8 protein-coding genes and 1 tRNA gene are annotated in these 12311 nt (G+C 64.5%); 1 reads left to right on the forward strand and 8 read right to left on the reverse strand.

The annotated features are described in order from the left end of the window. Nucleotides 1-198: 198 nt before the first annotated feature. From DAT37_RS02310 to DAT37_RS02320, 3 genes are all read right to left on the reverse strand, one after another. A complete protein-coding gene (locus DAT37_RS02310; protein WP_109523238.1) occupies nucleotides 199-1074 on the reverse strand; it encodes an RNA polymerase sigma factor in 876 nt (291 codons plus the stop codon). 42 nt (nucleotides 1075-1116) lie between these two features. After that, nucleotides 1117-1989 carry a haloalkane dehalogenase gene (locus DAT37_RS02315; protein ID WP_232839447.1) on the reverse strand — a complete coding sequence of 291 codons (873 nt, stop codon included), beginning with the start codon at nucleotides 1987-1989 and terminating at the stop codon, nucleotides 1117-1119. 987 nt (nucleotides 1990-2976) lie between these two features. Then, nucleotides 2977-3050: transfer RNA gene (locus DAT37_RS02320), tRNA-Ile, on the reverse strand. A 211-nt stretch (nucleotides 3051-3261) separates the two neighbouring features. Here DAT37_RS02320 and DAT37_RS02325 point away from each other — a divergent pair. After that, nucleotides 3262-3612: a GntR family transcriptional regulator gene (locus DAT37_RS02325; protein WP_109522952.1), complete on the forward strand. Its 351-nt coding sequence runs from the start codon at nucleotides 3262-3264 to the stop codon at nucleotides 3610-3612. Nucleotides 3613-3679: 67 nt separating this feature from the next. Here DAT37_RS02325 and DAT37_RS02330 read toward each other — a convergent pair whose 3' ends face one another. The 5 genes from DAT37_RS02330 to DAT37_RS02350 all read right to left on the reverse strand — a co-directional run bounded on the left by DAT37_RS02330 (nucleotide 3680) and on the right by DAT37_RS02350 (nucleotide 11463). Beyond that, a complete protein-coding gene (locus DAT37_RS02330; protein WP_109522953.1) occupies nucleotides 3680-4813 on the reverse strand; it encodes a DUF3566 domain-containing protein in 1134 nt (377 codons plus the stop codon). Nucleotides 4814-4852: 39 nt separating this feature from the next. After that, nucleotides 4853-7363 (reverse strand): DNA gyrase subunit A, encoded by a 2511-nt coding sequence (gyrA, locus tag DAT37_RS02335; protein WP_109522954.1) that lies wholly within the window; start codon nucleotides 7361-7363, stop codon nucleotides 4853-4855. 56 nt (nucleotides 7364-7419) lie between these two features. Beyond that, a complete protein-coding gene (gene gyrB, locus DAT37_RS02340) occupies nucleotides 7420-9468 on the reverse strand; it encodes a DNA topoisomerase (ATP-hydrolyzing) subunit B (protein ID WP_109522955.1) in 2049 nt (682 codons plus the stop codon). 300 nt (nucleotides 9469-9768) lie between these two features. Next, entirely contained in the window at nucleotides 9769-10707 is a 939-nt protein-coding gene (locus tag DAT37_RS02345; protein ID WP_198654047.1) for an alpha/beta fold hydrolase, read from the reverse strand. Between the two features lie 189 nt (nucleotides 10708-10896). Beyond that, the gene (locus DAT37_RS02350) at nucleotides 10897-11463 is read right to left on the reverse strand and encodes a DUF721 family protein (protein WP_109522956.1); all 567 of its coding nucleotides are present in this window, start codon (nucleotides 11461-11463) and stop codon (nucleotides 10897-10899) included. Between the last annotated feature and the right edge of the window lie 848 nt (nucleotides 11464-12311).

Genomic DNA, 12311 nt, shown 5'->3' on the forward strand with positions numbered 1-12311 from the left:
GTTGGTCGACCCACCGAGAACGCGAGTAACAGCCCAGACCGTCTGCGGCGAAACGCTACTCGTCGGTAAATTAATTCAGCGCCGAATCAGCCGGACGTATATCTGCGAGCCGGGGCAACACTCTCGATCCTCGAGTCCATACGGAATGGAATTCCCACGGACCCCGGATCGCTTACCGCGCCGAATCAAGGGGCTGGTTTACTCGGATTCGTCTACCAGCATGGAGAACCGTCCGGATTTCAGGAGACCGGCGACGGCTTTCATCTTCGCGCCGGGGGAAGCGTAGTCCGGATGGACGCTGATCACTGCCGCGGCGTCGTGCAACGCGATCATCTGCGACTCGGCTGCCTCGGCGTTGCGGCCTCCGCCGGTGACCGGATGGGTAGCCAACTCCGGCCGCCGCCGATCTACCCGGCCGGTCGACACCGCGTCCTCGATTCGTCTCGAACACCGGCACCGCGCCTGTTCGGTCGCATGACCGCAATTCGAGTTCAAGAATGCGCGCAGACGCTTCCTCGTCCGCTCCAGACGCTTTCGGTACGCGGCGGGTGTCAGTTCCAGAATCCATGCGGCGTCGGCGGATCCGACGTCGAACACGTCGTCCAGCACGAACGCGATCCTTTCCTCACGGGTCAAGCACTGCAGCATCGCCTGGCTGCACTGCAGCCTTACCTCGGTGGCGAGCAGATCCGCGTCGGGTCCGCGATAGTCGGCTGCCAAACCATCAGCGAGCTTCTCACCGAAGGCGTCGAGACTGAGCTGCACGGCCTCCTGCGGCGACCGCCTGCGCTGATTGAGCAGGTGGTTGACACCGATGCGGTACGCCCATGTGAGCAGTTTCGCCTCGGCGCGCCACGTGGACAGCCTAGTGAACACGCGCAGGAGGATTTCCTGGGTGGCGTCCTCGGCGTCGGCGGGGCGGCCGGTCATCCGAAGCGCGAGCCGATAGATCGGATCCTGTAGTCCGCGCAATACCTCGGCGACCGCGGCCGGGTCACCTTCGATCGCTCTGGCCACGAGCGCGACCTCGCCCGGGTCGGGTGAGCCGGGTTCGGTCGGTGCGTCCTCGATCATCGGTTCATCGTCGACCAACAGATGGTGCGTGGGCACAGGATGTCAGCGTTTCCGTGTCTCGATGAGGGCATGGCGCTGGAGCCATGCAGCGATCGCGGCGCCGATCTCATCGGGGCGATCCTCAGCGGCATGATGTCCGGCTCGGCCACAGGCGACGATATCCACTGTCGCGATGTGGTGTTCGCACCAGTCGGCCATCGCGGCGTCGATGAGCAGCGTGGGGGAACCTTCGAAGGTCATCAACAGCTTGGGCGTGCCGACGCTGGTAGCCAGCCACCGGTCATAGGCTTCGATGCGCGCGACTAGTTCGACAGGCTCTCCACCGAGCGGTATTTGGCGCGCCCACGCCAGGACGGGTCGACGACTGTCCCTGGTCGGGAAAGGCGCGAGGTAGGACCGCAGATCCTCCGCGCTCACGGGATCGAGCACGCCTCCGGTGAACGCTTGGCGAATGAACAGGTCTTGGTCGAGCACCATCTCCTCGCCGACGCTGGGGGTTCGGATGGATTCGGACCGTTCGCGCGCTTGCGGAGACAACTCCTCCCATCTCATCGGTTTGATGATGCTTTCGAAGAAGGCGAGACCGAGTACCCGATCAGGGTGTCGCGCGGCCCAGTCGCAGGCCAGCGCGCCGCCCCAGTCGTGACCGACGAGAATGACGCGGTTCAGGCCGACGGCGTCGAACCAGGCGTCGAGATAGCGGGCGTGATCGGCGAAGTCGTATCCGATATTCGGTTTGCCGGATGCGCCCATGCCGATGAGGTCCGGCGTCAGCAGGCGTCCGTGGGTCATATGGGGCAAAATTTCGCGCCACATGTGCGACGAACTCGGGTTGCCGTGCAGGAATACGATCGCGGCGCCGTCGCCGGTATCGGCATAGGACATATGCGAGTCGAGAACTGTTGCGGTAGCCACTGTCTGGCCTTTCTGGTCGGTCGATCTGCATCCGGAGGAAGCGAACGCGACCCATGCGGCGACACCCTGGAGCAGTGCGCGTCGAGATACCGGTCGGCCGTGGTGCGATGTGTCCACGCTGCGCTGCTCGCCCATCTCGGTCCCTCCTCGGCCTTGCGCGGTGCGCAGGGGTCGATGACTGTTACACCTCTTTCGACACGGGAAACCGACGACCGTGACCGGACCGGCTGGTGATCTGCGTCTCAGTCGCGTCGATGGCCGATTCGGTCCGCGAGATATCAGCCGAGAAGTCGGCAACTCCAGAACATCCAGGATCCAGGCCGACTCGGGTTCAGATCGTCACGCGACGGAATCGGTGGCGTAGGCGCGGTGGACATACGAGCAGTTCCGGGCCCTGACGGTCAGCGGGTCGAAACGACCGCGATACAGGTGGCTCTTCGGCCACGCGCGGGTGTCGATACGGGGTCTGTCCGCTTATGCACAGGAACTCACAGGCTGAATTTCCACAGTATCCACAGCCCCGTTCATGCACAGGCGCTGACCGGCGGATCTTCGAAGTTGTCCTTGTGGATTCCTCGAGGAATCCTCGAGGAATCCCTGGGGAGTCTTGATGGTCCTGAGGTTTTCGAAGATCCTTCGTGCCGACGATCGACGGATACTCCACTCATCGACGCCACGGGCACCGACGCGTTGGATCTCGGGGACTTGTGCGCGTTGCGAAAGTTCCGCACAGTCGAGTGTTGCCGCATCCGCTCGGGCGTCGAGGCGCTCGTCGAAGGTTTCACATACTCGCGGCGGATGTTCCAGACGTCACGTCACCAGGTCTGGATCTGCCCACCCGACATGCTGTGACGCCACGGGGCGGCAGATGTGGTGGTGAGCATCCCGAAGGGATGAAGACGAATCATGCCATCGGCGTTGACGTCCGCACCGATTGGTCGAGCAGGTCTCCATCGGCAAGTTAGCCGAGAGCCTGGCAAAAAGGTGTGGGCCTAGGAGGACTTGAACCTCCGACCTCTTCGTTATCAGCGAAGCGCTCTAACCGCCTGAGCTATAGGCCCGTATCTCATCGCCGATTCACACAATGAACTCTCGTGGACCGACCGGACATACAATACCCAACCCTTCTCCACTAACCAAAACGGCAGGTAGAGGCGTTGTCCGGATTGCGTCGCGACAGGGAGACGCCGCACCGAGCGGGCGGTCTAGATCAGTATGTATCAGTGCACGTCGATCCATATCGGTAGAGGTCGGTCTCCCTACACTCATCGCATGCACCCCGACCGTGCCGGAATGTCCGCCTACGAACGAGTCGCCGAACAGATCAAGCAGGACATTCGGATCGGCAGCCTGGCCCCGGGTGCGAAACTGCTCGGAAACCGCCGTCTCGCGGACTATTTCGAGGTCGCGCTCGGCACCGTACAGAAGGCCGTTCATCTGCTTCAGGATCAGGGGTGGGTGGTGGCGACTCCGGCGGTCGGCGTGTTCGTCGCGGACAGACAGCCGGAGGAAGCACCGGGTACGACGATCGAGGAAATCCGCGAGGAACTCCGGCTACTCCAGGCCAGGACGGCTGATCTGTCGGTACGGCTGGAACGGCTCGAAGTCGATCGGTCCCATTGACGGCCGAAAACGACGAAGGCCGGCACCCGCCTCGTGGGCGAGTACCGGCCGTACGTTCGCTTCCGGACTAGTCCGGATCGGCGAGGGTCACCTGGATGCCCCCGACGAGATCACAGCACTGGTTGTAGATGAAGGTGCCGACGGTGCCGAGCGCGGTGAACAGCACCACGTTGATCAGGCCGACGACGCCCGCGTAACCGAAGACGGTACCCGCGTCGATCAGGCCCGCCGATCCGCTGTCCTGGGAGACCATGTCGGTGAAGGTGTTGTTCAGCCGCTCCCACACGCCCATACCCTCGAGCACGATGTAGAGCAGGCCGACCGCGAGCATCCACACGAAGAACAGCGCCACGCTGATCACCAGCGAGATCTTCAGCGTCGACCAGGGATCGATACGCCGGATCTGCACGGTGGCCCGCAGCGGTTCGCCCGCGGCTGCCGCGGCGACCGCGACCGGTGCCGCGGGCGAATACATCGGCGGCTGGTACATCGGCGGCTGTCCGCCGCTCTCACCGGGCGGCAGGGGATGCCGGATCTCGGACAGATCCGGCATGTCCTTGATGAGTTCCGGCCGCGCGATACTGCGGGTCGGACCGTCGATGCCGACGGATTTCACCATCGCGGCCTCTTTGCGAGCCGCCTTGGCGGCGAGGTCAGCGGTGGTGCGAGCGTTGGTGGCTCCGCCGTTGAGACCACCACCGTTGAGGCCACCGCCCCCGCCCGCGCCGCTCGGCCGACCGGTGACCGGAGCCTGACCGGGCCGGTACAGGTTGGACTGCGGCTCCCGCTGCGGCAGCTGCGACCAGCCGTCCTGGAACGGTGACTGACCGCCCTGGCCGCTGCCCTGCTGCTGCGGAGGCTCCCCACCGCCTTCCGACGGTTTCGGAGGCTGCCCGCCGCCCTGATTGTTCATTCGGACCGTTGCCTGGTCGAACCCGTCCTTACCGGACTGGTTCGACGACGGCTCCTGGCCCTTCGGCGGTGCGAAATCGCCCTGTTTACCGGTGTTTTCGTGCGGCTGGCCACCCTGGGGTGCGGCGTTGTTCGGCGCCTGTCCGGGTTGCCCCGCACCCTGCTGCCCGTTCTCGGCCGAGGAGACCGGCCGAGTGTTCGGCCGCGGCGGAATCGGGGACGGTGTGATCCGTTCGGTCACACCGTTCGTGTGCTGCCGCTCGTCATTCGGCTGATTCGGAGTGGTCAATGGGAATCCTTAGATCCGTTCTTTGCCGCCGCTGTGGATTTACTGGTCTGGAGATCCGGTGCTGTCGTCACCGGCGAGGTCGGGTTCATCGGCGTTGCGCGCGATTGCAAGCAAGGTATCGCCATCTGCGAGGTTCATCAATCGCACGCCCTTGGTTTGGCGTCCGGCTTTACGAACCTGCCTTGCCGCTGTACGGATGACGCCACCGACCGAAGTGATCGCGTAGAGCTCATCGTCATCGTCGACGATGAGCGCACCGACCAGGGTGCCACGCTTGGCGTCGAACTGGATAGTCAGCACGCCTTTACCGCCGCGTCCCTGTGCGGTGTACTCCTCGATCGCGGTCCGCTTGGAGTAACCACCGGAGGTGGCGACCAGCAGATACGTATCGGGGCGAACGACATTGAGCGACAACAGCTCGTCGTCGGCGTTGAACCGCATACCCTGCACACCCGAGGTTGCGCGTCCCATCGGACGCAACGCCTCGTCGGTGGCCGAGAAACGGATCGACTGCCCCTGAGCGGAGACCAGGAGCAGGTCGTCCTCGGCCGAACAGAGCACGGCTCCGACCAGTTCGTCCTCGTCGCGCAGGTTGACCGCCACGATGCCGCCGCTGCGATTGGAGTCGAAATCCGACAGTTTGGATTTCTTCACGAGGCCATTCTTGGTGGCGAGCACGAGATACGGGGCATCTTCGTAAGACTTGATGCGAATGATCTGCGCGATCCGCTCGTCGGGCTGGAAAGCGAGCAGGTTCGCCACGTGCTGACCGCGCGCCGTGCGGTTGGCTTCGGGCAGCTCGTAGGCCTTGGCCCGATAGACGCGGCCCTTGTTGGTGAAGAAGAGCAGCCAGTCGTGTGTCGAGCTGATGAAGAAATGCTTGACGATGTCGTCCTGCTTGAGACCCGCGCCCTGCACGCCCTTGCCGCCGCGTTTCTGCGAACGGTAGAGGTCGGTCTTGGTGCGTTTGGCGTAACCGGTCTCGGTGATCGTGACGACCACGTCCTCGCGAGCGATCAGATCCTCGTCGGCGACGTCACCGTCGGCGGCGATGATGCGGGTCCGCCGTTCGTCGCCGTACTTCTCCACGATTTCGGAGAGTTCGTCGCGGACGATGGCGCGCTGACGCTCCGGCTTCTCCAGAATGTCCTTCAGATCGGCGATCTCGGCCTCGATCTTGGCCAATTCCTCGATGATCTTCTGCCGCTCCAACGCCGAGAGGCGGCGCAGCTGCATATCGAGGATGGCCGTGGCCTGGATCTCGTCGATCTCGAGCATCTGCATCAGGCCGGTGCGCGCGGTGTCGGTGTTGGCCGAACGCCGGATGAGCGCGATGACCTCGTCGAGCGCGTCGAGTGCCTTGACCAGGCCGCGCAGGATATGGGCCCGTTCCTCGGCCTTGCGCAGCAGGTAGCGGGTGCGCCGGATGATGACGTCCAACTGGTGGTCGACGTAGTACCGGATCATCTGGTCCAGGCGCAGCGTGCGCGGCACCCCGTCGACGATCGAGAGCATGTTCGCGCCGAAGCTGGTCTGCAGCTGGGTGTGCTTGTAGAGGTTGTTCAGCACCACCTTGGCCACGGCGTCACGTTTGACGGTGACCACGATCCGCATCCCGGCGCGGTCGGAGGACTCGTCGTGGATATCGGAGATACCCGCGATCTTGCCGTCCTTGACCTGCTCGGCGATCGAGTTGATGAAGTTGTCGGTGTTGACCTGGTAGGGCAGTTCCGTGATGACGATGGTGGTGCGGTTGCGAGCGTCCTCTTCGATCTCGACGACACCGCGCATACGGATCGACCCGCGACCGGTGGTGTAGGCGTCGTGGATGCCCTGACCGCCGACGATCAGGCCGTAGGTCGGGAAGTCCGGACCCTTGACCCGCTCCATGCACGCGGCGAGGGTGGCTTCCTCGTCGGCGTCGTAGTTCTCCAGCGCCCAGTAGATCGCCTCGGCGAGTTCGTTCAGGTTGTGCGGCGGGATATTGGTCGCCATACCGACCGCGATGCCGTTGGAACCGTTCATCAACAGGTTCGGCACCCGGCTGGGGAGAACCGTCGGTTCCTGGGAACGACCGTCGTAGTTGGGGATGAAATCGACCGTCTCGTGGTCGATCTCGCGCAGCAGCTCCATCGCGAGCGGGGTCAGCCTGCACTCGGTGTAGCGCATGGCGGCGGCGCCGTCGTTACCGCGCGAACCGAAGTTGCCCTGACCGTCGACCAGCGGGTAGCGCAGCGACCACGGCTGGGCCATGCGGACCAGGGTGTCGTAGATCGACGCGTCGCCGTGCGGGTGGTAGTTACCCATGGTCTCGGCGACCGGACGGGCGGATTTCACGTAACCGCGGTCGGGCCGGTAGCCGTTGTCGTACATCGCGTAGAGCACGCGGCGATGCACCGGCTTGAGGCCGTCGCGGACGTTGGGCAGCGCGCGCCCGACGATCACGCTCATCGCGTAATCGATGTAGCTGTTCTGCATTTCGTTCTGGATGTCGACCGGCTCGATCCGGTCGCCTGCACCGCCGCTCGGGGGCAGCGTGGTCTCAGTCATGCGGACTCCTTAGATGGCCTGGCGTGAAAGGTTGATCGCAGCGGAATTCACACCGGCTAAACGTCGAGGAAGCGAACATCCTTGGCATTGCGGGTGATGAAGCTGCGACGTGCCTCCACGTCCTCGCCCATCAGAATGGAGAACAGTTCGTCGGCCGCGGCCGCGTCGTCCAACGTCACCTGACGAAGTACCCGCACCGCCGGATCCATGGTGGTCTCCCACAGTTCCTTGGCGTTCATCTCACCGAGGCCCTTGTAGCGCTGGACGCCGTCGTCCTTGTTGATCCGCTTGCCCGCGGCCTGGCCAGCTTCGAGCAGACCGTCGCGCTCACGGTCGGAGTAGGCGAACTCCGGCTCGGAGCGCTGCCACTTGAGCTTGTACAGCGGCGGTTGCGCCAGGTAGACGTGCCCGTGCTCGACCAGCGGCCGCATGAAACGGAACAGCAGTGTCAGCAACAGGGTCGAGATGTGCTGGCCGTCCACGTCGGCGTCGGCCATCAGCACGATCTTGTGATAGCGCAGTTTGGCGATATCGAACTCGTCGTGGATACCGGTGCCGAACGCGGTGATGATCGACTGGACCTCGTTGTTCTTGAGGACCCGGTCGATACGCGCCTTCTCGACGTTGATGATCTTGCCGCGCAGCGGGAGGATCGCCTGGTACATCGAATCGCGCCCGGATTTGGCCGAGCCGCCGGCGGAGTCGCCCTCGACGATGTAGATCTCGGATTTGCTCGGGTCCTTGGACCGGCAGTCGGCGAGCTTGCCCGGCAGACCGCCGAGATCGGTGGCGGATTTGCGGCGCACCAGCTCGCGAGCCTTACGGGCCGCCATCCGCGCCTGCGCCGAGGACACCGCCTTGTTCACGATGGTCTTCGCGTCGGCCGGATTGGCCTCGAACCAGTGGGTGAGATGTTCGTTGCAGGTCTTCTGCACGAACGACTTCACCTCGGTGTTGCCCAGTTTGGTCTTGGTCTGGCCCTCGAACTGCGGCTCGCCGACCTTGACGCTCACGATGGCGGCCAGACCCTCGCGGATATCGTCGCCGGTGAGGTTGCCGTCTTTGTCCTTGAGCAGCTTCTTGTCCTTGGCGTACTTGTTGACCACCGTGGTGAGCGCCGCGCGGAACCCCTCTTCGTGGGTACCGCCCTCGTGGGTGTTGATGGTGTTGGCGAAGGTGTGCACCGACTCCGAATAGCCGGAGTTCCACTGCATCGCGACCTCGAGCTCGTGCCCGGTGCCCTTACCGGTGAAACCGACGACCGAGTTGTGGATCGCCTGCTTGGTCCGGTTGATGTGGCGCACGAAATCCTCTAGCCCACCCGGGTAGTGATAGGTGCGGGTCTTGACCTTGTGCACGACGACATCGGCGGCCGCGACTTCCTCGGCATGCGATTTGGGCGCGTCCGCGGTCTCGCTGACGACCTCTTCGGTGATGTCGGTGTCGGTGACCCGCTCGTCGGTGAAGGTGATGGTGAGGCCCTTGTTCAGGAACGCCATCTCCTGCAAACGCCGCGACACGGTTTCGAAGTTGTAGGTCGTGGTCTCGAAGATGTCCGGATCCGCCCAGAACCTGGTGGTGTTACCGGTTCTCGTGGTCGGCTCGCCCTTGACCAGCTTCCCGGGTTTGGCGCCCTTGTAGCTCTGACTCCAGTGAAACCCGTCGCGGTCGATCTCGAGGTCGACTTGGCTGGACAGCGCGTTGACGACCGAGATACCCACACCGTGCAGACCGCCCGACACCGCGTACGAGTCGGAGTCGAATTTGCCGCCCGCGTGGAGTTGGGTCATGACGACCTCGACGGTCGGGATACCGGACGCGTGCATCTCCACCGGGATGCCACGACCGTCGTCACGTACTTCGACTCCGCCGTCGGCGAGCAGGGTGACATTCACCTGACTCGCGTATCCGGCCATCGCCTCATCGACCGAGTTGTCGACGACTTCCCAGATCAGATGGTGCAGGCCGCGCTCGCCGGTGGAGCCGATGTACATACCGGGGCGCTTACGAACCGCCTCGAGCCCTTCCAGGACCGTGATGGAGGAGGCGCCGTAATCCTGCTTAGCCGATGTCGCTTTGGTCGAGCCCGATTCGTTGGAGTCCATGGCAGCCACTGGTCGGTAGCTCTCCTTACTTGCTGATCCCCGGCGCGGCGATCGTCACAGCACAGGTATGGCCAGGAAATACGGGTGCCACACGTGCGCTGAGCGGAACGCGCCGAAATTCGCCGCTAGTTACTCCACCATCCTACTGGTAAGCCCGCGCCACAACGCACCTACGACACCCCTGACGGCTCCGTGGCTGCGAGAAATCGACCGGCGACGAGTCCGGTCAGCCGAATCGAGGTTTGATCAACGTCTCCGACCGTTCAGGCCGCACTAGTCCGAGGCCGCGACGATCTCGCGCTATCGGACCTCGTGCACGGCGTCGCTGCCGGCCTCGCGCCGGGCGATCTCGGCGATGAAATCGGCGGTGAGCTGCGCCAACTCGACCGAATGCGAGATCGGCGACCAATGGCCCGCCGCGATTTCGGTGCGGGTGAGGTCGGCGACCCAGTGCGGCGCCTCGTCGTTGACCACCGGACGCACAGCGCGATCACCGGTCGAGACGATCAGTCGCACCGGCAATTCGACACGTCGCGGCCGCGGACGGCGTAGACGAGCGCCGATATTCGCGCGATACAGCGCCAAACCGTTGAGCATGTCCTCGCGCAACGTCGGCGCGGTGTGCACCAGCGCGGGGTCGAGTCCATCGAAGAGGGCGAGGAAGCGCGGCCACCGGGTCGACAGCGCACGCAGCACCGGATCCGCGAGACGGGGAACGCGGAAGGCCGCGGTGTAGGACGAGGCGAGGCCCTGGGTCACCGCGCCGCGCAGACGCGCGAAGGAGAACGGGCCGCGCAGGTAGGCGCCGAGAAGATCCAGATTGGGTCCGGAAACCGAGGTGAAGGACGCGATCCGGCGCGCGACTGCGGGGGTGGCGACGAGTTCCCAGCCGACGACCGACCCCCAATCGTGGCCGAGGACGTGGACCGGCCTGTCCGGCGACAATGCCTCGACCACGGCGAGAATGTCGGCCGCGAGTTCCTCTACGCGATAGGACTCGACCGCGGCCGGCACCGTGCTCGCACCCGCGCCGCGATTGTCGAAGGCGATGACGCGATGCCTCGTACCGAGATGTTCGGCGACGCGGTTCCAGAGCAGATGGGTGTCGGGCCAGCCGTGCACGAGCAGGACCGGGGTACCCGCCGGATCTCCGGTCTCGAAGACGGCGAGGTCGATATCGCCGCGGCGGACGATCGTCGTCGGAGCCGCCGGGAACGGGCCGGTATGCGTGGTGGTCACGGTTCACCTTCCGGGTACTCGCTCGACGCCGGGCACGATGTCGAGAACGAGGAGCCGGGACCGCGACGTCGGAATCGGAGCGTTCCACGTGAAACTCGCACGCGGTCGCGCCGAGCCTGTGGATATCCACATAAACGTAACATCAAGTACCAGATAGATGTCGCGGCTTCGACGACCCATCCGGAGGACCTACCCGTAGGTGTCGCGCGGACCGCGTCCCCTGATGTGCCGCTCCCCTTTGCGCCAACTCGGCGCGACGGGTCCGGAAATCTTGACCGAGGTCACCACGCCGTGGCCGACGGCGGCATTGATCTTCGCGAGGATCTGGGACTGCAACATTCGCAGCTGTGTGGCCCACGCGGTGGATTCCGCCGCGATGCTCAACACGCCGTCCTTGAGCGTGACCGGGGTGGCGTGCGAGGCGATGTCCTCACCGACCACGGCGGACCAACGCCCGAAAACCATCCCCTCGGCGACCTTGGCCGACCACCCCCGGTTCTTCGCGATCGACCCGGCCAGTTTGAACAGTGGCTGGGGATCACGCTCGTCCGGGCGCGCACCCGACCACCCCGTACGTCGTCGCGCCCCGGTCCGCAGTCGTTTGGGCGAAGCCCGGCCCTGTCCGACGGATTTACCGCTGGCGCGCGCGGCGGCACGAGCCTCTTCCAAGGCGCGACGGGCCAGATCGATCCCACGCAATTCGGGCTCTCCGCCGGGCTGCTCAGCCCCCGAGCTCGGCTCCGACTGGTCGGTCATCGGCACGCTCCGTCCGCCCTCGCACCGGGTTTGTCCCCAGTTCCGCCTACTTTGTCCCCAGCCTCCGCACGGCCCGCATCGACCCGAAACAGGTGGTCGAAGCACCGCCGAGCAGCCCCGTCGAACATACGTTCGCCCCCGTCACCACGTATTTCCATCTGATTGCGGTCCGAACGGGGGCAATTTCCGCAGGTGCGGAAGATCCACAGCCATGCCCAGTTATCCACAGACCCTGTGGATAACTGGGCATGGCTGAGCAGGACCGAATCTCGGGGCAACTCTACGGGAGCTCACGCCGTGACCGACAGCGCGCGGCACGCCACTTTTCAACGATCGATGTTCGATAGTGCCGGGGTGATTCTCGGACCACCAGATGATGGGGTCGCCGCCGATTTCATCCCCAGATGTGGATAAACAACGGCATTTCTGTGTATAGATTCGACGTAGATCACATTTTGTCCGCGGGCCGAACAGCGCTGCCGTTCGGTCCGGCCCCCCTCCCGGACTGACCGATCGCTCGCGGGATTACTCAGCGCGGGCTTCCGTTGTCGGCGACTTCGAGGGAATCAGCGACGGAACGATCGTCCTCACCGCCGACGAACCGAGAAGTACCGGGTTCGGCGGTGTCGACCGTATCTGCGAGTTCGGCTGTGTCAGCGGGTTCGGCTGTGTCAGCGGGTTCGGCTGTGCCAATGGGTTCGGCTGTGCCAACGGTGTCTGCCGCGTCATCGAGCTCGGCTGTGCCAACGGGTTCAGCCTCGGCGGCGGTAGTGGCCTCGCCGGCGGTGACATCGGTTGTGGTGGTAGCGGCTGCTCCAGGCTGGGCCGCGCCTGCGGTGGCAGCCGTG

The sequence above is a fragment of the Nocardia aurea genome (assembly GCF_003123685.1).
GTDB lineage: Bacteria > Actinomycetota > Actinomycetes > Mycobacteriales > Mycobacteriaceae > Nocardia > Nocardia aurea.

Coding starts and splice junctions, on each gene's coding strand:
- DAT37_RS02310 (WP_109523238.1), bottom strand. CDS start 1,074: ATGATCGAGGACGCACCGACCGAACCCGGCTCACCCGACCCGGGCGAG.
- DAT37_RS02325 (WP_109522952.1), top strand. CDS start 3,262: ATGCACCCCGACCGTGCCGGAATGTCCGCCTACGAACGAGTCGCCGAA.
- gyrA (WP_109522954.1), bottom strand. CDS start 7,363: ATGACTGAGACCACGCTGCCCCCGAGCGGCGGTGCAGGCGACCGGATC.
- gyrB (WP_109522955.1), bottom strand. CDS start 9,468: ATGGACTCCAACGAATCGGGCTCGACCAAAGCGACATCGGCTAAGCAG.
- DAT37_RS02350 (WP_109522956.1), bottom strand. CDS start 11,463: ATGACCGACCAGTCGGAGCCGAGCTCGGGGGCTGAGCAGCCCGGCGGA.